This is a genomic window from Priestia sp. YIM B13552 (assembly GCF_042787775.1).
Classification (GTDB): domain Bacteria; phylum Bacillota; class Bacilli; order Bacillales; family Bacillaceae_H; genus Priestia; species Priestia megaterium_E.
This window is the reverse complement of the sequence record NZ_JBHZOU010000004.1, coordinates 128,380-149,555: the sequence shown is the minus strand read 5'-3', so window position 1 is coordinate 149,555 and position 21,176 is coordinate 128,380. Positions and strand designations below refer to the sequence as shown.

Genomic DNA, 21,176 nt, shown 5'->3' with positions numbered 1-21,176 from the left:
CATATATAATTTACTTATTAAAGACATAAAGTAATGGCGAAGGTTCTTTTGAATGATCTTCGCCACATGTAACACATTATTATTTACCTTGTACCATGAATGCAATAACTACGGCGATAATTGGAAGCGCCTCAACTAAGGCAACCCCAACGAACATCATTGAAGTTAATGTACCACGTGCTTCTGGTTGGCGAGCTGTGCCTTCAATCGTCTTAGAAACGATAAGACCGTTACCAATACCAGCACCTAGTGCCGCTAAACCAATCGCAATTGCAGATGCTATTAAACCCATTTTATAAAGTCCTCCCTTAATATATATGATTTTGTTTAACAAAGTTTTGTTTTGTCCAAATTGGGTATTACTTGAACAAAGCTTTATAAATTAATGGTCGCTACTCACTTTGTGAGATAAATAAACCATCGTTAACATTGTGAAAATGAAGGCCTGAATTGCGCCTACAAAAATACTAAATCCTTGCCATAAAAGCATTGGAATAGCAGCTCCAATTGTACCTAAGAAGCCTGTTGTTGCTAAACCAGCTAGCAAGCTTAACAAAATTTCCCCAGCATAAATATTACCGTAAAGACGAAGGCCAAGCGTTAACGTATTGGCAAACTCCTCGATAATCTTAAGCGGGAATAAAAATGCCATTGGCTTGAAGTAATCTTTCGTGTATGCAGAGAAACCTCGCATTTTAATACCATAATAATGTGATAGTACAACTACCATAACGGCTAACGTCAGCGTAATTGCTGGATCAGCGGTTGGCGATTTCCACCATAAGTTATGGTCAATCACGATGGCAAATGGAAGACCCAACATATTTGACACAAAAATGTACATAAGTAAAGTTACACCTAGCGTCAAAAAGCGGCCACCTGTTTTCCAATCCATATTGCTATTAACGAGTCCTTTAACAAAATCTAAGACCCATTCAATAAAGTTTTGTGCACCGCTTGGCTTCATAGCAAGAGTACGAGTACATAAAACTGCAATTAAGAATACAATAACAGAAGCTACGGTAACCATAAGCAAGTTACTTTGACTAAAAGTAAGGCCTAGAAACTCTATAGTTGGTGATTCATGACCCAACTGTGTTCACCTCTCTTTCTATCTTCTACGCATATTTTGAACAACTAAATCTATGATAATGACAACATAATACGTCATTAATCCCACAACTACACTAATAATATGAAAGGTTTTTGGATAAGAGATGGTAATCACAACTGCGAGAGCAGCTGTTGCAAATCTTACAACAGTCCCAATTGAACGGGGCTTTTTCCCCTCATCCAACGCCTGTCCAAACTGCTCAAACTTTCTTACCAAGTTCCACAAATTATACAAACTCAGGGCGGTTCCTAAAATTAAACCTGCAAAAACAGCCTTATAACTTGTAAATCCCCAGCCGAGAACGTATAATGCTAACAAATACAATATGTATGAACGAAGTCTTGGAAAAACGTGCTGCAAATCCTGCATGAATTATTAATCTCCTGAAAAAAAATGGTGGACTGTCCGCAGCATCATAAAAACACCTGCTGCTAGCCCTGAAAGAAGGCCTAAAATCAAAAATAGTGGTTCGGTATCAAGCCATTGATCAGCCCATCTCCCAGAGAATAAGCCAATTAAGACTGAACCTGCTAACTGTGATAGAATGATTGACACTAATGCCATCGCTTGCAAAGGATGACGGTTGCGATCTTTCATAAGCTCATACCCCTTTTGCAAAATTTTCTTTTTTCCGAATTCTCTATCGTTTTTATAGCTCAATATATGATAGAAAGGCAAAAAAAATTGCTAAAAAAGGTAAAAACAGCTAATAAAATACGCAGAAATATCAACGGTTTTCACAGGTTGAAAACCTTATCATTTATATTCCCTGTAAGCATACAATAGCGTATATTTAATGTCAATGTGTTTAAGCTAAAAACTTCACAATCTCTTCTTATTGTTCACATTTCTGCCACACATAAAACCTCTTCAAATGAAAACATTTAAAGAGGTTCATTCAATCGTTATTGTACTGTGTACAACCTGCTCTTGTCTATGCTTTTTCACAAATGCAAATATTTGGTACGACCCCGGTACAAGCGATTCATCGATCGTTATTTTTCGTTTTCTCATGCCTCTTTCTACATCAACGTCAACATCTAAATACGATATAAACTGTAAAGACTGCTTATCAAAAAGAGCAACGCCTAACTCATCTGCTCCTTCAGGCAAAAACAGTTCATAGCTATACGTATTTTTCTCTTTTTCCGCTGCTACTTGCAATCCCATGACACGAGGATAATCTGGAATGCTAACCATGTACATATAAGGAAGCGAAAATGTTTCACGTGAATCATTTATTTCCAAATATCCGTCATATATACCTTTATTTTTAAAACGGGGCTGCACCGATAAAGTGACAGCTATTTCTTTTGTCTGATGTGGCTGCACCGTGACGGGTAATGGAACATCCCAGTTCACTCCTTCATCCCTTTTCGGAACGTTTAAGCGATACGTTTTTGCTTTATCAGACTGGTTATCAATTTTAAATGATAAGACTTTCTTTGATGGGCGCGTAAAAATACCGAAAGATAAAGAAGATGGATAAAATAAAGAGTCTGCTGTGACAGCTTTTGCTATTTGAATTCTCCCGGCTCCTTGTTCATATACGCGATACGTTTGACCGTTTAGCTGCTGCATTACTTTACTTGTGTTCATCAATGAAGCTTTGACTTGTTCAGGAGACCAGTTCGGGTGAGCTTGTAAAATAAGAGCACACGCTCCAGCTACATGGGGCGCAGCCATACTTGTGCCATGCATGCGTTCATATCCCCCGGGAACTGTACTATTAATGAAGTAACCAGGTGCGACGACGTCCGGCTTGATTCCCCAAGTAGTCGTTACAGGCCCTCTTGAACTGAAAGATGTAAGCAAGTCTTGAACCACTTGCTTGCCAGTGCGTAAGTATGGCTGTTGAGACTGAATGTGTTGATTAATGATATCACCGCTTTTTTTACTTACCCATATCACTGGAATATTTACTGACTCTTTTAGTTTACCGATTATGCTTTTTTCAGTCGGACTATATAAAATAACGGCTTTTGCTCCTGCCTGTTCAGCTTGTTTAATATTTTTTTCAACCGCATTTCCTTCTGCTTTTAGCAAAATGACGTTGCCCAACGCATGCTTTTGCTCTTTGGAGTATTGTTCATTTATTACACGCAGCGTTTGATTAAACGTCCATGGACGAGACCCTTCTACTGGCGCCATCATAATTTTTTCTTTGTTAAATCCAATTGTTAGAAATTGAACTGTCGTCGGGGAAACAGAAGCGCCAACGGAAATAGCTTTTCCCGCTGTACCCGGAGAGCCCACCGTCCATAAACCTGGACCTGAATTGCCGCTGGATGTAACCGTTACAATTCCTTTTTCAACAGCTCGATCTAACGCTAAGCTTGTTGGTAAATCCGGACCATTCACATCATTTCCTAATGATAAATTAATAATATCTACATCATCTTGAATTGCTTTTTCGATAGCTAGAATAACACTTTCAGACGTTCCAGCTCCTCCTGGTCCAAGAGCTCGGTATGCGTAGATCTCCGATTGAGGTGCTACACCTTTAATATTTCCATTTGCTGCAATAATACCGGCTACATGAGTGCCATGCAGAGTAGGCTCTCCTTGCTCCCGAGTGGTTTCCATCGGCTCATAATCTTTATCTATTACATCATACCCTCCCCTGTAGGTTTGTTTTAAATCGGGATGAGAATAATCAACACCCGTATCGATGACGCCTACTTTGATCCCTTTTCCTGTTAAGCGCTGATTATGAGTATCAAATAAGCCTCTTACCTGTTCTGAGCCAATGAAGGTTACACTATTTTCTTCTGCAACCTGGTAGTTTTTAATAGAATGTGAACCAATAATAGAAGGATTATGAGATAGTTTTTCCAAATCCGAGATGGAGCCATTTAATGAAAGTCCTGTAAATACCGTGTGAAATTCGCTCTTAATCTTTATATTAGGATAATTTTTTTGTAGCTGACTTTTAAATTCCGCGAATTTTTCTTTTTCAACCATGACAATTATTGATTTTTCCTGATGATTCATTTCTTGTTTTATAGAAGGAAATGTCGGATTGAGCGACATTTGCCCTCCCCCGCTCCCTAATATAAAGCTAAGCATTAACCATTTAATCCACATAAAAAAACACCTCTCACACTATCGTGTCTCAAAGAGACACTTTTCATGTGAAAGGTGTTTAGAAATCTTACGAAAGCGGATTAAAAGCTTCCGGTCTGTTTTCCCGGCGGTTGAAATAGTAGCTAATAGCATCACAAATACGTTTAGAAGCTAAGCCATCTCCGTAAGGATTCGATGCTTGTGACATTTGCTTATATACGTCTTCATCTATTAACAGCTCTTTTGCTAGCGTATAAATTGTTTCTTCTTCCGTTCCTGCTAGTTTGAGCGTTCCTGCTTCAATTCCTTCCGGTCGCTCTGTTGTATCACGAAGTACCAATACAGGTACGCCTAATGAAGGAGCTTCTTCTTGAACACCGCCCGAATCTGTCAAAATAATATGAGCGCGCTCAGCGAAGTTATGGAAGTCAATTACATCTAACGGTTCAATTAAATGAATGCGTGGGTCATTTCCTAAGATATCGTTTGCTGTTTCTCTAACTACCGGATTCAAATGAACAGGATACACAACTTGCACATCTTCATGTTCATCCACAATACGTTTAACAGCACGGAACATGTTTTTCATTGGTTCGCCTAAATTTTCGCGGCGATGCGCCGTTAATAAAATGAGACGATCATCTCCCAATTTCGTTAACACTTCATGCTCATATGTCTCTTTTACTGTCGTTTTTAACGCATCGATAGCTGTGTTTCCAGTCACAAAGATCCGCTCTTCTTTTTTATTCTCTGCTTGCAAATTAGCTGCAGACTTATCGGTTGGAGCAAAGTGCAAATCAGCGAGAACGCCTGTAAGCTGACGGTTCATTTCTTCCGGATATGGAGAATATTTATTCCATGTGCGCAAACCTGCTTCAACATGTCCCACCTGAATTTGATTATAAAAAGCTGCTAGTCCGGCAATAAACGTCGTAGTTGTATCGCCGTGTACAAGTACGATGTCCGGCTTTACTTTTTTCATTACGTCGTCCAAACCTTCTAATCCTCTGGTCGTTACGTCCATAAGAGTTTGGCGATCTTTCATAATGTTAAGGTCATAGTCAGGCTGAATGTCAAAAATGCTCAATACTTGGTCTAACATTTCACGGTGCTGAGCCGTTACCGTAACAATCGCTTCGAACTCCTCCGGTCGCTTTTTAAGCTCTAGAACTAGAGGGGCCATTTTAATTGCTTCTGGTCTTGTCCCGAATATCGTCATTACTTTAATTGGCTGCTTCATGTTCATCACCCGAATCTACAAATTATTTTGTACCGAATAAACGATCCCCTGCATCACCTAAACCTGGAACAATATATCCATGGTCATTTAATTTTTCATCTAATGCCGCAATGTAAATATCTACGTCAGGGTGTGCTTCTTTTACGATTTCCACGCCTTCAGGAGCAGCAATTAAACACATAAATTTAATGTTTTTAGCTCCTCTTTTTTTAAGAGAGTTGATTGCTTCTACAGCTGACCCTCCTGTTGCAAGCATAGGATCTACTACAATAAAGTCACGCTCTTCTACATCATTAGGCAGCTTTACATAATATTCAACAGGCTGTAATGTTTCTGGATCACGATATAAGCCAACGTGTCCAACTTTAGCAGCTGGCATTAGTTTTAAAAATCCATCTACCATGCCGATACCAGCACGAAGAATTGGAACGATACCAAGCTTTTTCCCTGCAATAACTTTTGACTTTGTTTTGCAAACCGGTGTTTCAATTTCAACGTCTTCTAGCGGTAAATCACGTGTCGCTTCAAAAGCCATTAAGCTTGCCACTTCATCAACTAATTCACGAAACTCTTTCGTTCCCGTTTTTACATCGCGTATGTAAGTTAATTTGTGTTGAATAAGCGGGTGATCAAATACGTATACTTTGCCCATTGATATCTCTCCTTATATATAAAGATGTACACATTAAAATACCATTCAACGAATTGAATGGTACGTACTAGTAAAAACATATCTCTTGCTAATTAAATTTATACATTGCATTCATTTTACAGAAAAAAGTTTTTGAGTTCAAGCATTATTCAAAAAATGATTGAATTGCTACCACTTTCTCCATAAAAAAACAGGCACAAAGGCCTGTCTCTCTTAAAGTGATTTATACATTTCAAACTTACTTGTTAAAGCTTCAACGCGTGTTTTAGCTTCAGCTAGCTTTTCTTCATCTTCAATATTTTTAAGCGTTAATCCGATGATAGAAGCAATTTCATCCATCTCTTCTAAGCCAAATCCGCGAGTTGTAACTGCAGCTGTACCAATACGGATACCGCTTGTTACAAATGGGCTTTGCTCATCGTAAGGAATTGTATTTTTGTTTGTTGTAATACCTACATCATCAAGTGCTTTTTCAGCTACTTTACCTGTCAAATTCATTGAACTTACGTCGATTAACACAAGGTGATTGTCTGTTCCTTCAGATACAAGAGCAAATCCTTCTTTCTTTAATCCTTCTGCTAAACGATTAGCATTGTCGATGATATTTTGAGCATAGTGCTTAAATTCATCTTGTAGTGCTTCACCAAATGCTACTGCTTTTGCAGCGATAACGTGCATCAATGGGCCACCTTGAATACCAGGGAAGATTGACTTATCAATCTTTTTCGCAAATTCTTCTTTACATAAAATCATACCGCCGCGTGGTCCGCGCAGTGTTTTATGTGTTGTAGTTGTAACGAAATGAGCATGTGGCACAGGATTTTGATGAAGTCCTGCAGCTACTAGACCAGCAATATGAGCCATGTCTACCATTAAATAAGCGCCTACTTCATCAGCGATTTCACGGAAACGCTTGAAGTCGATTGCGCGTGGATATGCGCTTGCACCAGCCACAATTAATTTTGGCTTATGTGTACGCGCTTTTTCTAATACATCATCGTAGTTAATACGATGTGTTTCACGATCTACGCCATATTCGATGAAATTGTACTGAACACCACTAAAGTTAACAGGACTTCCGTGCGTTAAGTGACCGCCGTGCGATAAATTCATACCAAGTACTGTGTCTCCAGCCTCTAAAACAGTGAAGTATACAGCCATGTTTGCTTGTGCACCTGAGTGAGGTTGAACATTCACATGCTCTGCTCCGAAAATTTCCTTTGCACGATCACGAGCTAAGTCTTCTACTACGTCTACGTGTTCACAGCCGCCGTAGTAACGTTTAGCTGGATAGCCTTCAGCATATTTATTTGTTAAAACTGAACCTTGTGCTTCCATTACCGCTGTTGTTACAAAGTTTTCTGAAGCAATTAGCTCAATCTTAGTACGTTGTCTTTGTAATTCATCCTTGATCGCATTATAAACTGCTGGATCTTGTTGCATTAGTTGTTTCTCCATCAAAATCCTCTCCTCATTTCGTATTCGCAATGTTCGTTATTTGTTGATTCAACTACATTGTAACATGATTTATTTAGAATAAAAAAGAAAAAATGTGTATTATTTTAATATATTTAATTACGAAAGTTCGTAAAACGCTCTCATTCCACCAATTAGTTTTGGACGCGTCTTTGCTACAGTAACATGAGCGTGTCCAACTGCGTTTAACGTACAACGAACGGGTACTGCGACATGCTTTAAATGCATACCAATGAATGTATCTCCAATATCAATACCGGCATCAGCTTTAATAAACTCTACCAAAACGGGATCTTTAAGCTGGCCATAGGCCTGTGTAGCCATCGCTCCGCCTGCTTTATGAATAGGCACAACACTAACCATTTCTAAACGCTCTTTGCGAGCTAATTCTCTTTCTACTACCAGTGCTCGATTGAGATGTTCACAGCATTGAAATGCTAAGTGAACACCCGTTTTTTTTCGAAAATCTGATAGCGCATCAAAAATCATTTCTGCGACTTCCATTGCGCCTGCGGTTCCTATTTTTTCACCAATTACCTCGCTTGTACTGCATCCAATGACAAGTGTATGTTCTGAAGACAACTGCACTTGTGCTAAAAAATCAGATAAAACTGTTTCCAACTGCTCTTTCCATTTCGTAAGTTCAGACACGTTTTTCTTCCTTTCTTTCATTGAATACGTTCACATTATACAGTTAATGTTGCATCACTTTGCTGCTCATACTGTTTAATTTTATTCACGCGATTTTCATGTCGGCCGCCTTCAAATTCTGTCATTAACCAAATTTTCGCAATTTCACGTGCAAGTCCCGGCCCAATGACACGTTCACCCATTGCCAAAATGTTGCTATCATTATGTTCTCTTGTCGCTTTTGCACTGAACGTATCATGCACTAGAGCACAGCGAATTCCTTTTACTTTATTAGCTGCTATACTCATACCGATGCCTGTTCCACAAATAAGAATGCCTCGACTTACTTCTTGGCTTGCCACTTTTTGAGCAACGGGAAGTGCATAATCCGGATAGTCTACGGACGCTGTGCATTCACACCCTAAATCCACATATTCAATATTTAATTCTTCCATTAAAGAGATAATTTCCTGTCGCAAATTTATACCGCCGTGGTCAGATGCAATAGCTACTTTCATCTTTGTTTCCTCCTCATACGTACCTTCGTCTTATATTAAATTTCTGTTCATTTTAAGTCAGCAAAAATTTATGGGACCTTTTATAATTTGTCGACTATTTTGTTAATCATACGCTCTAACTCTTCTAAAGTCTGTTCGTACGTCTGTAATGATCCGCCAAACGGATCAGACACTTCACCTTGCTCGTCGGCAAATTCTTTTAGCGTAAATAATTTATCACTTACGTATGGAGCTTGGTTCAAAATCAGCATTTTATGCTGCTCCGTCATCGTAAAAATATAAGTAGCCCACATCAATTGTTCTTCCGTTAATGCTGCCGAAGCATGAGAACAAGCTATGCCTTTCTGGTGAAGGGCAACTTGTGCATGAACAGAAGCTTCACTTCCATTTGAAGCGAATACGCCTGCAGACTTCACGTTTATTCCATCTATCTCTTTAGCTTTGAGCAACGCTTCTGCCATAGGGCTGCGGCACGTGTTTCCTGTACATACAAATAAGATGTTTTTCAAGATACATCCTCCCTTGCTTTCACTATGTTCGACTATGTTGATATTCCACCCTATTGTATCTCTATTGCCTGCATAAATCCAGTTAGCTTTTCCGGGTATTTTTTATCCATTACCGCTTCATCCATCTCGAAAAAACGACTTCGCTTTCCTTCTTTTATCGCTGCAATCCAAAAGAAGCAAAAAAAGACCATAACCTGAATGGTCATGATCCTTTACCTATTTATATAGTTAAAAAGGTAGTAACAATTTGATTCCAAAAGCTAATAAAATGCTTCCGCCCAGTGCCTCACTATATGAACCAAGCCAGCCTTGTACTCTTCTGCCTAGCAGCAGTCCTAACCAAGTTAATAGCATACTTACTACGCCAAAAACAATAATGGTCAAAAACGTTCTTGCTCCAAAAATACCTAAGCTAAGTCCAACAGAAAAACTATCTAGACTCACGCTGAGCGCAAAAAATAACAGTCCAAAGCCAACTGGTTTGATAAACGGCGTATCGTCATGCTTAAAGGAGGAATAAATCATCTGCGCCCCAAGAATCAGCAATAAAATTCCACCGCCATAGGTAGCAAACATTCCAAGTTTATCAGACAAAAGTCGTCCAATAAACATGCCTAACAGCGGCATCCAAATATGAAATACACCGATAACAACACCAATGTAGAAAATTTGGCGAAAGCGTAAACGAATTAATCCCATTCCCAAACCAACTGAGAAAGCATCCATTCCTAAGGCAAACGCCATAATGACTAACGTGATCATTTCACTAATTAACTGAGATACATTCATCTTTACCCTCCTCGGACGTGCTCCTATTTCAAAATATGCACATTCGAAAAGGTTTAGAAGATGAATTTTATTGCTTAATCACGTGATGTCCTGCAGCTTTCATTAATCGGTTCATAACGGCATGACCGACTCCTTCTTCAGAAAAACTTTCACTAACGATAACATCTACGTCGCACTCATTAAATGAACGAAGCGACTCGTATAAGTGGCTAGCAACCGTCTCTAAATTTGAACGAGATCCACATGTGATAACCGCATCGGCTTTATACGCATCTTCATGTTCAGATGTCGTTAATACCCCCACTCGCTTACCCTGCTCTTTATAGCGATTGATAATAGACTGAAAAAAATCCGAACTGCCGTCAACGATGACAAGCGGTGCATCAGGTGCGTAATGCGTATATTTCATACCTGGAGATTTTGGCGCTTCTTTATCACTTAATAACGCTCGATCTACTTTTACGGGACCAATTACATTTTCCAACTCTTTCTGAGTAATGCCGCCCGGCCGTAAAATAATAGGAATCTCTTCGGTACAGTCAAGGACCGTTGACTCTACTCCTACCCCTGTTGCTCCTCCATCCACAACTCCACTAATACGCCCTTCTAAATCATTCATCACATGATGAGCTAGAGTGGGACTTGGCTTGCCGGAAAGGTTTGCACTAGGAGCCGCGATAGGCAAAGCCACTTTTTTTAATAATGCGAGGGCTACTGGATGTGAGGGCATTCTCACTGCAATGCTGTTTAAACCAGCCGTAACCTTATCTGAAACTCGATCTTTTTTGGGTAATATGACTGTAAGAGGACCCGGCCAAAAAGCATCGATCACTTTCTCTGCTTTTGAAGGAATCGACTCTACAAATGTATGAAGCTGCTCTTTATCTCCAATATGAACAATAAGAGGGTTATCACTAGGACGTCCTTTCGCTGCAAAAATTTTATCCACAGCTTTATCCGATGTTGCGTCTCCTCCTAATCCATACACCGTCTCTGTAGGAAAAGCAACTACTTCGTGATTGCGCAGCAAATCTGCTGCTTCTTCTATCTGTGGATAAATATCTTTTTCGTGCGTAAAATTATCCACAACCCATAACTTAGTTTCCATCTTCTTCAACTCCTTTTTCTTTCTATATCTAGGTTTTTTTTACTTTAAAAGTACAATATGTATCAAAGATAGTAAAATACATGCATTCATTATATCAACAAACAAGCTTTATCCACAAAATGTGGATAAAGCTTATGTTTTTGTGAATAACATTGTGGATACCCCATTAAAATGATTTATCCACATTTTCTTTTAACTAGCTGCATAAAACATCACATAGACATCCTGAGGGTTTGGTAACTTTTTTAAATAAGAATGTTCTTTTAACAACTCAGGCAGTGCACTGTAAGATGTTTGCTGAAAATTCATCATTTGAAAAAAATGTAGAGAAGATGCCTTATTTGTTAGTAAATATAGTTGCTTTACGCCATGCTTTTGAGCCAGCTGGACGATGCTTTTAAATAGCAGCAGAATATCAGATTGCATTAAAGAAGGAGACACGACAAGGGAGCGGAGAATTCCATCCACACCTTCTTTTTCAAACCCAACTGTTGCTAGCAGCTCGCCTTCTTCATTTTCCATTATGACAAATTGATGAATATGCTCTTCCACACCAGCTGTGCTGATGCCCGCTTTTTGCAAGAACTGCTGAATTCGAATATAATCATTTTCACTGGCAATTTTTAATTGTTCTCTCATTTTAATCACCTCAACTTGTTTTCTAGTAACAAATCTATGAGATGATTAAAAGAAGTAGAACTGAATTTTATTTTTAATGATTCTATTAATTAAATACTGACGATACCCATTCTACTACAAAAAACTTAACTTCTACAGAATCTTCTTTTGATTTAGAATCAGCTTTTTTCTTAGATGAAACAGACTTTTCAGCTTCTTTACTTTCCTTTTTTTCAGCCTTAGCACTTGTCTCTTCCTTTACTGTGCTGCTTGTATCTTTTGCAATTACTTCTTTAGAAGATACTGTTGATTGAGAAGATTCCTCAGCTTTCTGCTCAATAGAATCCGATGTAATAGTTGCAGATTGAATTTCTGTTTTCACTGCAGGCTCTTTACTTTCAGCCGATTTGTCATCTGTTTTGTCTGCAGATTTTGATTCAGAAGCTGCTGGTTTCTCTTTTTCTTCCGTTGGCTCTTCTTCAGATGGCTCCGGCGCTTTTACTGCTTCACCGTTTGAGAAATCTAAGAAGCATAAAGGAGGAAATAGTACACACCACCAGTTTGCTCCCTCTCCTTTGCCAAGAGTAATAAGCACGGCTTCATACTCCCCTGCTGGATATAAGAACTGACCGTACAACTTAGTAGGAAACTCTACTTTTCCGAATTTAACATGAACAGATTCATTTACGCCTTCTTCTTTTAACACTTCTTTCGCAATTGTTTCAAGCGCCGGCAAATTTTCTTTAATCGTTTTTCGAGCTACAGTTACAGATGTTAAATCTTTTACCCATTCTGTAATTTGTTCGTTCACCCGGTCACGAATCAGACGTTTTACGTACTGGTCTTTTTCACCGTCACTGTTTGCTAAAATTCGCAGTCGAATCGCCTCGTCTGGAATGACGGCAGGCTGATCTGCCTGCACTTGGTTATGTGTATATATAAGTTGAGCATTTGCTCCAATAATTAATAAAATAAAATAAATGATAGCATATTTCTTCATTTCGGCCACCGTCCTTTCATAGGAACAGTATGGCCGAAAGCAAGATATCTTAAACTAGTAATTTAGTAAAAAAATGCATGATTTTCAAAAACCAAAGGGAAAATCATTCCCTCTGATTTTTTTAGTTCTCGCGAAGTTTTGCAAAAACCATTCGATCTTTTCCATTAATATCATATACACATTCTACAAAAGCTGTCGGAAACGTTTTTTGCAGCATCTCAGCTACATCTTTTGTCTGTCCGGCCCCGACTTCAAATCCAATAATACTATTTGACTTCGTCACATATGGCAGCTCTTCCATGAAACGCCGATAAAAATCCAGGCCATCTTTTCCACCAAAAAGAGCTCGGTTTGGCTCGTGATCTTTTACCACTGTGGACAACACATCATCTGCTGGAATATAAGGCGGATTAGACACAATCACATCAAATTTCTGATTTGATAATAGAAATGGTTGTAATAGATCTCCCTGTATAAACGTGACAGCAGCGTCCAGGTTTTGAGCATTTTCTTTGGCTACGCTTAAAGATTCTATAGCTATATCGGTTGCTGTAACTTCCACTCTGTCAAGTTCCAAAGCTAAAGTGATAGCAATTGCCCCACTTCCCGTTCCAATATCTACAAGCTCAATAGGCTGGTGTTGAAATTCTTTTTTTATTCGAGAAATCATTCCGTATACCAGCTCTTCCGTTTCGGGTCTTGGAATTAATACATGTTCGTTTACAATAAATGAACGCCCGTAAAATTCTTCTGTCCCGATTAGATATTGTACAGGCATACCTGCTTTATGAGCATGGACATCTTGTTCAAACCTTTTTAGACTTTCTTCTTCTAGTTCTTCCTGCAGAGCACCTAGCAAATGAGTTCTCGTCATCTGCAAGTGATGGCGAAGCAAGAGTTCTCCCGCGTTTTCATCTCGCTTTGCCTCTTTCAAAAAAGAAGAAGCCCACTTAAGGGCTTCAAATACTTTCATTAGTTCGAATCTTCCATTCGGCGCGCTTGGTCTTCCATGACTAATGCATCGATAATTTCATCAAGCTTGCCTTCTAAGATTTGATCTAGCTTTTGAATCGTCAGACCAATACGGTGGTCCGTTACGCGATTTTGCGGGAAGTTATACGTACGGATACGCTCGGAGCGATCTCCTGATCCAACTGCTTGTTTGCGCGTTGCATCGTACTCTGCTTGTGCTTCTCGCTGAAACTTATCGTACACGCGAGCACGCAATACTTTCATTGCTTTTTCTTTATTTTTAATCTGAGACTTTTCATCTTGACATGATACCACTGTATTTGTTGGTAAATGCGTTAAACGAACGGCTGACATCGTCGTGTTAACACTTTGCCCACCAGGTCCACTTGAAGCAAATGTATCTACACGGATGTCTTTTTCATGAATGTCCACTTCGACTTCTTCTGCTTCAGGAAGACATGCTACCGTTGCTGTAGATGTATGAATACGACCGCCTGATTCTGTTTCAGGAACTCGTTGAACACGGTGTGCGCCGTTTTCAAATTTCATCTTTGAGTACGCACCTTTACCGTTAATCATAAAGATAATTTCTTTATAACCGCCTACTCCAGTAGTCGTTGCTTCCATTACTTCTGTTTTCCAGCCTTGTGATTCAGCAAAGCGCGAATACATGCGGTACAAATTAGCTGCAAATAATGCTGCTTCATCTCCGCCAGCAGCTCCACGAACTTCCATAATTACGTTTTTATCATCGTTTGGATCTTTTGGAATTAATAAAATACGTAGCTTTTCAACTAGCTCTTCTTGCTGCGTTTCTAACTCGGCAATTTCTTCTTTTACCATGTCACGCATATCTGCATCAAGCTTATCTTCAAGCATCGTTTTCGCTTCTGATAACTGCTCTTTTACATCTTTGTATTCTTGATAAGCAGCTACCGTTTGTTGTATATCTGATTGTTCCTTCGAATATTCTCTCAACTTAGAGGGGTTGTTTACGATCTCAGGGTCACTCAGAAGTTCGTTTAACTTCTCATAGCGCGCCTCTACCGCTTCTAAACGATCAAACACGTCATTCACCTCATTCTTTATCCATAACATTGTAATTATAGTATAGCTTTAAAATAGAGTCAAAACCTTGTTAATACACGTATATGAACAAAAAAACAGAACTGCGCGTTCTGTTTTTATCATCATAAAATTCTTGCTTTATTTTTCGACCATTTCGCTTGAGTCCACAGACACAGCTTGTCCTTTAGACTTTTGCACAACGTGGCAATGACGACATCTTGGTTCGTAAGATTCAGACGCACCGACTAAAATAATAGGATCGTCATAAGAAGCAGGCTCACCGTTAATTAAACGCTGCGTACGGCTCGCAGGAGAGCCACATGAAGCGCACACAGCCTGTAGCTTTGTTACTGACTCTGCAATAGCCATTAACTGCGGCATTTGTCCAAAAGGTTCACCTTTAAAGTCTTGATCTAACCCCGCTACAATCACACGAAAGCCTTGATCCGCTAAAGATTGAACAATTTCTAAAATATCTGTGTCAAAAAATTGCACTTCATCTATCGCTACTACGTCTGTCTCTTCATCTACTCGCTTTAAAATATCGCGCGATGCCGAGATTGAATAAGCCATAACAGATGTACCATTATGTGAAACGACCGCTTCTTCGCTATATCGATTATCGATTGCAGGCTTGAACACTTGTGCTTTTTGTTTAGCAAACTGCGTACGGCGCACACGTCGAATTAACTCTTCTGATTTCCCTGAAAACATACTGCCACAAATTACTTCTATCCAACCGCTTTGTTTCATTACGTACACCACTGCGGGACTCTCCCTTCTTCTCGTTCCGTTTCTGAGCGAACCGCTACTAACTTAATCTACGTCTTCTATGTAGATCTTATTCCTATGATAAAGTACCCACTTTTTTATCAAGCAGACACTGTTTTTCTACTTTTATAAGCAAAAAAACAGGCAAGAAGTTAAGCTACTTGCCTGTTTGTTTCGACAATGTGATTATTTAAGACCGTATTTTTTGTTGAAGCGATCAACACGGCCACCAGCTTCAGCGAATTTTTGACGACCAGTGTAGAATGGGTGACATTCAGAACAAGTCTCAACGCGGATCTCTTCTTTTACAGAACCACTTTCAAATTCGTTTCCGCAAGTACATTTAACCATAACTGTTTTATAGTTTGGATGAATTCCTGTTTTCATTCGTTTCATCTCCTTCCGCCCTGAATCATTCTGAAACAGAGTTTATTGATAAAGATAGTGATGAAATAGTAACTATTTCACTGTGTACTTTATCAACACACATGATGAAATTATAACAAGGGTTGTATGCTTTTGCAACCACATGTTTTATAACTTATCGTTTATTTGCTAGAAGCGTTTTTTTCTCTTCCGTTAACATCGAGAAGAACTCTTCATTTGTCTTTGTTTGACGTAAACGTTTTAAGAATTTTTCTGCAAAATCAGGAGCATCTGCCATTGATTTACGAATTGCCCATAAGTGGTCTAAATGCTCTTTTGGAATTAACAGCTCTTCTTTACGTGTGCCTGAGCGACGAATGTCAATCGCAGGGAAGATACGTTTTTCAGCTAGTGAACGATCTAGATGCAGTTCCATGTTACCTGTACCTTTAAATTCTTCATAAATAACATCATCCATACGAGAGCCTGTATCAATTAAGGCTGTTGCTAGAATGGTTAAGCTGCCTCCATCTTCAATGTTACGAGCAGCTCCAAAGAATCGTTTTGGACGGTGAAAAGCAGCCGGGTCAATACCCCCTGATAGTGTACGACCGCTCGGTGGAATAACTAAGTTATAAGCACGAGCAAGTCTTGTGATGCTATCCATCAAAATGACAACATCTTTCTTATGTTCGACTAATCTCATCGCACGTTCAAGGACAAGCTCCGCTACTTTAATGTGGTTTTCCGGCACTTCGTCAAATGTAGAACTGACAACATCACCGTCAACCGAACGCTCAATGTCCGTCACTTCCTCAGGACGCTCATCAATAAGAAGGACAATCAATTCTGCATCAGGATGATTTGTTGTAATGCTATTGGCAATTTCTTTTAACAGCATCGTTTTACCTGCTTTTGGCGGCGCGACAATTAGTCCCCTTTGCCCAAATCCAATTGGTGAAATCAAGTCAATAATACGCGTAGAGAAACTTCTTGGCTGAGTTTCTAGCAGCATTTGCTCATTTGGGTAAATCGGCGTTAGCGCTGGAAAATGCACGCGATCTTTTGACGTTTCCGGATCTTCTCCGTTTACTGCTTCTACATGTAATAATCCGTAGTAGCGCTCATTTTCTTTTGGAGGACGAACTTTCCCCGATACCTTGTCTCCATTACGCAGATCGAAGCGACGAATTTGTGAAGCTGAGATATAAATATCTTCTGAACTCGGTGAATAGTTAATTGGTCGTAAGAAACCGAATCCTTCTGACTGAATAATTTCAAGAACGCCTTCCATAAATAAAAGCCCATCTTGTTCAGCTTGAGCCTTTAAAATAGCAAAGACAAGTTCTTTTTTCGTTAATTTACTATAGTACGAAACTTTATACTCACGAGCATGTTCATATAGCTCTTTTAATTTCATATTTTCTAAACTGGATAATGTTAAGTTCATTAGGACACCACGCTTTATAATGAATAATTTTTAACCGTTCCTCCCATATTAAATTCAAATATAAAATTGAGAGATGATATGGATGGAATAAATCTGTGAAAATGGAGAATATAACCTTTGAAGTATAATAAGTAGAATCAATTGATTAACTATACACTTTTAGAAGAATAATTCCGACATAAAACCATTTATATTATCTTGATAAATTTAACGTAGCAATTTATATTCTAACCTTTTTCTATCTTTTTAATCAATCTTTTTTTACTTTAGAAGATGAATAAAAAAAAGGAAATTTAATAGCTTACGAGAAGCGAGGAAAACCTTTTCATAATTTCACATTAAAGGAAATAAACTGGACGTTAAAATAAGAAATGAAATTTATCTTTTAGCTTCCCTTTTTATCTATTTACCCTATTCATAAATATATAAGCTACACAGACATAGAAGAACGCTCCTACGCCTGTGTAGCTTATTAAAAAGCTCATTTCTAAACTTTGCTTTCATGACTGTGGCACCGATTTGCCTTTATGAATTTTGAAATTGCTCAATTTCCTCTTGAGTCATCTCTTCACGCCAAATCATTGCCCCTAAATCCGATAACTTGTCTACTAAATGACTGTAACCACGGTCAATGTGCTCTAAACCCGTTACCTCTGTAATCCCTTTGGCCATTAAGCCAGCGGTTACGAGAGCTGCTCCTGCTCGTAAGTCCGACGCTTTCACACGCGCACCTTGTAAGTGAATAGGACCATTAATAATAGCAGAACGTCCTTCTACCTTAACAGATGCATTCATTCGTCTCAGCTCATCAATATGCTTAAACCTTGCACCGTAAATTGTATCCGTCACAACGCTTGTACCAGACGCTCTTGTTAGAAGCGTCGTAAATGGCTGCTGTAAATCAGTTGGGAAACCTGGATATACTAGCGTCTTAATATCTACAGGCTTCAATAGCTGACGAGTCGCTACAAGAATCTGATCTGAGCTTGTTTCGATATGAATACCCATCTCACGCATTTTAGCCGTTAATGACTCCAAATGCTGAGGGATAACGTTGTCAACAACAACTTCTTTTCCCATACTCGCTCCCATGATCATATACGTGCCTGCTTCAATTCGGTCTGGAATGATAGAATGACGGCATCCTTTTAATTGATCTACTCCATCAATTCGAATAACATCCGTACCTGCACCTTTAATACGGGCACCCATACTTGTCAGTAACGTAGCTACATCAATAATTTCAGGCTCTTTAGCAGCATTCTCAATAACGGTACGCCCTTTTGCTCTTACAGCAGCGAGCATAATATTGATTGTTGCTCCTACGCTAACAACGTCTAAATAAATTCGAGCACCAATCAATTCCTCAGCTCGAATGTAAATAGCTCCTTGCTCATTTGTTACTTTAGCGCCAAGAGCTTCAAAGCCTTTAATGTGCTGATCGATTGGTCTAGGACCAAGGTAACAGCCTCCTGGAAGCCCAACTACCGCTTTTTTAAAGCGTCCCAACATGGCCCCCATTAAATAATAAGAAGCGCGTAATTTTTTTACTTTTCCGTTCGGTAAAGGCATTGCAACCATTCCGGATGGATCTACTGTTAATTCGTCGTTATCAATGGTTACTTTCCCACCAATTTCTTCAACTAAATCCCCTAATAACTGCACGTCTGAAATATCGGGCAGACCTTCAATTGTAACAGGTGACTCGGCTAAAATTGTTGCTGGAATAAGCGCAACGGCACTATTTTTAGCACCACTGACGCGGACGGATCCACTTAAGGTAAAGCCACCTTGTATTTTTAACTTTTCCATTTATAGCTCCCTTCTAGTGAAAGAAAGTTTCTCACCTAGTAATTGAGGAAAATTTTGGTACAAAGAATACCTAAAAGAATGGTTATTTTTCCTATTACCTACTAGTGTACACGAAAATGAAAAAATCATGTATAGTTTCGACAAGATAAAAGAAAAATATGGCATTCACCTGTCAGGATGGTAAACGCCACACAAATTTATACATGTTTAGACATTTCGTTTTTCCCAATCTGCCAAAAATTGGTCAATCCCTGCGTTTGTTAACGGATGTTTGAACAATTGCATTAAAACTTTGTAAGGAATTGTCGCAATATGTGCTCCATTTTTTGCAGCTTCTGTTACGTGCATCGGATGACGAATAGATGCTGCAATAATTTCTGATGGAATGTCATGAATCGCAAAAATATCTGCGATATCTGAGATTAAATCGAGACCATTAAAACCAATATCGTCTAATCTTCCTAAGAAAGGCGATACGTAAGTAGCACCTGCTCTTGCTGCCATTAACGCTTGGTTAGCTGAGAAAATAAGCGTAACGTTTGTCTTAATACCTAAACTAGTAAATTCTTTTACTGCTTTTAATCCATCTGGAGTCATCGGTACCTTGATTGTAATATTCGGCGCAATCGCGGCAAGCTCTTTTCCTTCGCGAATCATGCCTTCTGCATCAAGCGCAATCACTTCTGCACTTACAGACCCTTCAACAAACTCTGTAATTTCACGAAGACGATCTTCAAACGTGATGTTCTCTTTGGCTACTAAACTAGGATTTGTTGTAACCCCCGCTAACAAACCTAATGAATGCGCTTCCTTAATTTCGTCTAAGTTAGCCGTATCAATAAAAAACTTCATGAATGCCATCCCCCTGTGTTATGTATTCAGAATGATAAGAAAATTATAGTAAAAATAAAACCGCCTTACAATAAAAATAAGACGGTTTTATTTTTCAGACTCAACTAATTGCAAACAGGCAATCCGAAGATTTCAAATTATGCTTTGTTAGAAGAACCGAATTCACGCATTTTACCTTGAACCGTTTCTTTGATTGCTTCGCGAGCAGGTCCTAAGTATTTACGTGGATCATATTGTTCAGGTTGCGCAGCTAATACTTCACGAACAGCTTTAGCTGAAGCAATTTGGTTTTCAGTGTTTACGTTGATTTTAGCAGTACCTAAAGAAACTGATTTTTGGATATCTTTTGTTGGAATACCAGTTCCACCGTGTAAAACTAATGGTAAACCTGTACGATCTCCGATTTCTTTCATTTCAGCAAAACCTAGGTTTGGTTCACCTTTGTATGGTCCGTGAACTGATCCTAATGCTGGAGCTAAGCAATCGATACCTGTACGGTTAACAAGTTCTTCACACTCGTTAGCATCTGCATAGATAACGCCCTCAGCAATAACGTCGTCTTCTTGTCCACCAACAGTTCCTAGTTCTGCTTCTACAGATACTCCGTGGAAGTGAGCTAGTTCAACTACTTTAGAAGTAATTGCAATGTTTTCTTCAAATGGGTGGTGAGAAGCATCGATCATTACAGAAGTGAATCCAGCATGGATTGCTTTTGCACATGATTCAAAGCTTGAACCGTGGTCTAAGTGAATTGCAACTGGTACTTGAACGTCGTAATCTTCGATTAGAGCTTCAACCATTGCTACAACAGTTTTGAAACCGCCCATGTAGCGTGCTGCACCTTCAGATACACCAAGAATAACTGGAGAGTTTTCTTCTTTTGCTGCTTGAAGAATAGCTTGAGTAAACTCTAAGTTATTTAAGTTAAATTGACCTACTGCATAGCCTTGTTCTTTTGCTGTAATAAGCATTTCTTTCATTGATACTAAAGGCATATTGAAATCCTCCTTAAAATCAACCTTAGATTAGATGCTAACCAAAAGGCACACTCAAATAGTATGCTCTTGAATTGAGTGTTTCATGTAGAAACAACGCGCATCTTTACATAATAGATTGTCGAATTATGAATACAGTAATTAGGATACCAACTAACAATGAAAACAGC

At 39.0% G+C, this 21,176-nt stretch carries 24 protein-coding genes; all 24 read right to left on the bottom strand.

Translation table 11 applies throughout. The features are described 5' to 3' along the window. Positions 1 to 79: 79 nt before the first annotated feature. The 24 genes from atpE to ACFX40_RS17680 all read right to left on the bottom strand — a co-directional run bounded on the left by atpE (position 80) and on the right by ACFX40_RS17680 (position 21,006). Positions 80 to 292: a F0F1 ATP synthase subunit C gene (gene atpE / locus ACFX40_RS17795; RefSeq protein ID WP_013059804.1), complete on the bottom strand. Its 213-nt coding sequence runs from the start codon at positions 290 to 292 to the stop codon at positions 80 to 82. A gap of 90 nt (positions 293 to 382) precedes the next feature. After that, positions 383 to 1,093 carry a F0F1 ATP synthase subunit A gene (atpB, locus tag ACFX40_RS17790; protein ID WP_013059805.1) on the bottom strand — a complete coding sequence of 237 codons (711 nt, stop codon included), beginning with the start codon at positions 1,091 to 1,093 and terminating at the stop codon, positions 383 to 385. 18 nt (positions 1,094 to 1,111) lie between these two features. Further along, positions 1,112 to 1,483 (bottom strand): ATP synthase subunit I, encoded by a 372-nt coding sequence (locus ACFX40_RS17785; RefSeq protein ID WP_013059806.1) that lies wholly within the window; start codon positions 1,481 to 1,483, stop codon positions 1,112 to 1,114. A 6-nt stretch (positions 1,484 to 1,489) separates the two neighbouring features. Next, positions 1,490 to 1,711: an AtpZ/AtpI family protein gene (locus ACFX40_RS17780; RefSeq protein WP_013085464.1), complete on the bottom strand. Its 222-nt coding sequence runs from the start codon at positions 1,709 to 1,711 to the stop codon at positions 1,490 to 1,492. A gap of 297 nt (positions 1,712 to 2,008) precedes the next feature. Next, on the bottom strand, positions 2,009 to 4,201 hold the full coding sequence (locus tag ACFX40_RS17775) for a S8 family serine peptidase (protein WP_377255773.1): 2,193 nt from the start codon (positions 4,199 to 4,201) through the stop codon (positions 2,009 to 2,011). 67 nt (positions 4,202 to 4,268) lie between these two features. Then, positions 4,269 to 5,420, bottom strand: a complete 1,152-nt coding sequence (wecB, locus tag ACFX40_RS17770) for a non-hydrolyzing UDP-N-acetylglucosamine 2-epimerase (RefSeq protein WP_016765923.1) — start codon at positions 5,418 to 5,420, stop codon at positions 4,269 to 4,271. Positions 5,421 to 5,442: 22 nt separating this feature from the next. Then, on the bottom strand, positions 5,443 to 6,072 hold the full coding sequence (upp, locus tag ACFX40_RS17765; RefSeq protein WP_013059810.1) for a uracil phosphoribosyltransferase: 630 nt from the start codon (positions 6,070 to 6,072) through the stop codon (positions 5,443 to 5,445). A 213-nt stretch (positions 6,073 to 6,285) separates the two neighbouring features. Then, the gene (locus ACFX40_RS17760) at positions 6,286 to 7,530 is read right to left on the bottom strand and encodes a serine hydroxymethyltransferase (RefSeq protein WP_013059811.1); all 1,245 of its coding nucleotides are present in this window, start codon (positions 7,528 to 7,530) and stop codon (positions 6,286 to 6,288) included. Between the two features lie 117 nt (positions 7,531 to 7,647). Continuing rightward, positions 7,648 to 8,199 carry a TIGR01440 family protein gene (locus ACFX40_RS17755; RefSeq protein ID WP_028409699.1) on the bottom strand — a complete coding sequence of 184 codons (552 nt, stop codon included), beginning with the start codon at positions 8,197 to 8,199 and terminating at the stop codon, positions 7,648 to 7,650. 35 nt (positions 8,200 to 8,234) lie between these two features. Continuing rightward, a complete protein-coding gene (gene rpiB / locus ACFX40_RS17750) occupies positions 8,235 to 8,696 on the bottom strand; it encodes a ribose 5-phosphate isomerase B (protein ID WP_013085468.1) in 462 nt (153 codons plus the stop codon). Between the two features lie 80 nt (positions 8,697 to 8,776). Continuing rightward, positions 8,777 to 9,205, bottom strand: coding sequence for a low molecular weight protein arginine phosphatase (locus ACFX40_RS17745; RefSeq protein ID WP_025752493.1), 429 nt, complete (start codon positions 9,203 to 9,205; stop codon positions 8,777 to 8,779). A 50-nt stretch (positions 9,206 to 9,255) separates the two neighbouring features. Then, the gene (locus ACFX40_RS17740) at positions 9,256 to 9,411 is read right to left on the bottom strand and encodes a hypothetical protein (RefSeq protein ID WP_155660731.1); all 156 of its coding nucleotides are present in this window, start codon (positions 9,409 to 9,411) and stop codon (positions 9,256 to 9,258) included. 22 nt (positions 9,412 to 9,433) lie between these two features. Further along, a complete protein-coding gene (locus ACFX40_RS17735) occupies positions 9,434 to 9,994 on the bottom strand; it encodes a manganese efflux pump MntP (RefSeq protein WP_013059815.1) in 561 nt (186 codons plus the stop codon). Between the two features lie 67 nt (positions 9,995 to 10,061). Next, positions 10,062 to 11,102 (bottom strand): L-threonylcarbamoyladenylate synthase, encoded by a 1,041-nt coding sequence (locus tag ACFX40_RS17730; protein ID WP_377255770.1) that lies wholly within the window; start codon positions 11,100 to 11,102, stop codon positions 10,062 to 10,064. Positions 11,103 to 11,294: 192 nt separating this feature from the next. Next, positions 11,295 to 11,741 carry a GNAT family N-acetyltransferase gene (locus tag ACFX40_RS17725; protein WP_013059817.1) on the bottom strand — a complete coding sequence of 149 codons (447 nt, stop codon included), beginning with the start codon at positions 11,739 to 11,741 and terminating at the stop codon, positions 11,295 to 11,297. A gap of 85 nt (positions 11,742 to 11,826) precedes the next feature. Next, the gene (spoIIR, locus tag ACFX40_RS17720) at positions 11,827 to 12,720 is read right to left on the bottom strand and encodes a stage II sporulation protein R (RefSeq protein ID WP_028409702.1); all 894 of its coding nucleotides are present in this window, start codon (positions 12,718 to 12,720) and stop codon (positions 11,827 to 11,829) included. A gap of 121 nt (positions 12,721 to 12,841) precedes the next feature. Then, positions 12,842 to 13,693, bottom strand: a complete 852-nt coding sequence (gene prmC, locus ACFX40_RS17715; protein ID WP_060745874.1) for a peptide chain release factor N(5)-glutamine methyltransferase — start codon at positions 13,691 to 13,693, stop codon at positions 12,842 to 12,844. Further along, positions 13,693 to 14,760, bottom strand: a complete 1,068-nt coding sequence (gene prfA / locus ACFX40_RS17710) for a peptide chain release factor 1 (protein WP_013059820.1) — start codon at positions 14,758 to 14,760, stop codon at positions 13,693 to 13,695. Before prfA ends, prmC begins: the two co-directional genes overlap by 1 nt. Positions 14,761 to 14,898: 138 nt before the next feature. Further along, a complete protein-coding gene (locus tag ACFX40_RS17705; protein WP_226897604.1) occupies positions 14,899 to 15,513 on the bottom strand; it encodes a thymidine kinase in 615 nt (204 codons plus the stop codon). A gap of 204 nt (positions 15,514 to 15,717) precedes the next feature. Further along, positions 15,718 to 15,918 carry a 50S ribosomal protein L31 gene (gene rpmE, locus ACFX40_RS17700; RefSeq protein ID WP_013085477.1) on the bottom strand — a complete coding sequence of 67 codons (201 nt, stop codon included), beginning with the start codon at positions 15,916 to 15,918 and terminating at the stop codon, positions 15,718 to 15,720. Between the two features lie 154 nt (positions 15,919 to 16,072). Continuing rightward, on the bottom strand, positions 16,073 to 17,347 hold the full coding sequence (rho, locus tag ACFX40_RS17695; RefSeq protein WP_013059823.1) for a transcription termination factor Rho: 1,275 nt from the start codon (positions 17,345 to 17,347) through the stop codon (positions 16,073 to 16,075). A gap of 525 nt (positions 17,348 to 17,872) precedes the next feature. Next, positions 17,873 to 19,159, bottom strand: a complete 1,287-nt coding sequence (locus tag ACFX40_RS17690; protein WP_013059824.1) for a UDP-N-acetylglucosamine 1-carboxyvinyltransferase — start codon at positions 19,157 to 19,159, stop codon at positions 17,873 to 17,875. Between the two features lie 207 nt (positions 19,160 to 19,366). Then, the gene (fsa, locus tag ACFX40_RS17685) at positions 19,367 to 20,011 is read right to left on the bottom strand and encodes a fructose-6-phosphate aldolase (protein WP_013059825.1); all 645 of its coding nucleotides are present in this window, start codon (positions 20,009 to 20,011) and stop codon (positions 19,367 to 19,369) included. 137 nt (positions 20,012 to 20,148) lie between these two features. Further along, entirely contained in the window at positions 20,149 to 21,006 is an 858-nt protein-coding gene (locus ACFX40_RS17680) for a class II fructose-bisphosphate aldolase (protein ID WP_013059826.1), read from the bottom strand. Positions 21,007 to 21,176: the final 170 nt, after the last annotated feature.

What these genes read in the sequence shown, in the direction of transcription:
- ACFX40_RS17740 (WP_155660731.1), bottom strand. Translation starts at nt 9,411, where the DNA reads ATGACCATTCAGGTTATGGTCTTTTTTTGCTTCTTTTGGATTGCAGCG.
- ACFX40_RS17680 (WP_013059826.1), bottom strand. Translation starts at nt 21,006, where the DNA reads ATGCCTTTAGTATCAATGAAAGAAATGCTTATTACAGCAAAAGAACAA.
- ACFX40_RS17785 (WP_013059806.1), bottom strand. Translation starts at nt 1,483, where the DNA reads ATGCAGGATTTGCAGCACGTTTTTCCAAGACTTCGTTCATACATATTG.
- ACFX40_RS17760 (WP_013059811.1), bottom strand. Translation starts at nt 7,530, where the DNA reads ATGGAGAAACAACTAATGCAACAAGATCCAGCAGTTTATAATGCGATC.
- upp (WP_013059810.1), bottom strand. Translation starts at nt 6,072, where the DNA reads ATGGGCAAAGTATACGTATTTGATCACCCGCTTATTCAACACAAATTA.
- rpmE (WP_013085477.1), bottom strand. Translation starts at nt 15,918, where the DNA reads ATGAAAACAGGAATTCATCCAAACTATAAAACAGTTATGGTTAAATGT.
- prmC (WP_060745874.1), bottom strand. Translation starts at nt 13,693, where the DNA reads ATGAAAGTATTTGAAGCCCTTAAGTGGGCTTCTTCTTTTTTGAAAGAG.
- spoIIR (WP_028409702.1), bottom strand. Translation starts at nt 12,720, where the DNA reads ATGAAGAAATATGCTATCATTTATTTTATTTTATTAATTATTGGAGCA.
- atpE (WP_013059804.1), bottom strand. Translation starts at nt 292, where the DNA reads ATGGGTTTAATAGCATCTGCAATTGCGATTGGTTTAGCGGCACTAGGT.
- ACFX40_RS17735 (WP_013059815.1), bottom strand. Translation starts at nt 9,994, where the DNA reads ATGAATGTATCTCAGTTAATTAGTGAAATGATCACGTTAGTCATTATG.
- rpiB (WP_013085468.1), bottom strand. Translation starts at nt 8,696, where the DNA reads ATGAAAGTAGCTATTGCATCTGACCACGGCGGTATAAATTTGCGACAG.
- wecB (WP_016765923.1), bottom strand. Translation starts at nt 5,420, where the DNA reads ATGAAGCAGCCAATTAAAGTAATGACGATATTCGGGACAAGACCAGAA.
- ACFX40_RS17730 (WP_377255770.1), bottom strand. Translation starts at nt 11,102, where the DNA reads ATGGAAACTAAGTTATGGGTTGTGGATAATTTTACGCACGAAAAAGAT.
- ACFX40_RS17705 (WP_226897604.1), bottom strand. Translation starts at nt 15,513, where the DNA reads ATGAAACAAAGCGGTTGGATAGAAGTAATTTGTGGCAGTATGTTTTCA.
- fsa (WP_013059825.1), bottom strand. Translation starts at nt 20,011, where the DNA reads ATGAAGTTTTTTATTGATACGGCTAACTTAGACGAAATTAAGGAAGCG.
- ACFX40_RS17725 (WP_013059817.1), bottom strand. Translation starts at nt 11,741, where the DNA reads ATGAGAGAACAATTAAAAATTGCCAGTGAAAATGATTATATTCGAATT.
- ACFX40_RS17775 (WP_377255773.1), bottom strand. Translation starts at nt 4,201, where the DNA reads ATGTGGATTAAATGGTTAATGCTTAGCTTTATATTAGGGAGCGGGGGA.
- ACFX40_RS17690 (WP_013059824.1), bottom strand. Translation starts at nt 19,159, where the DNA reads ATGGAAAAGTTAAAAATACAAGGTGGCTTTACCTTAAGTGGATCCGTC.
- ACFX40_RS17780 (WP_013085464.1), bottom strand. Translation starts at nt 1,711, where the DNA reads ATGAAAGATCGCAACCGTCATCCTTTGCAAGCGATGGCATTAGTGTCA.
- rho (WP_013059823.1), bottom strand. Translation starts at nt 17,347, where the DNA reads ATGAACTTAACATTATCCAGTTTAGAAAATATGAAATTAAAAGAGCTA.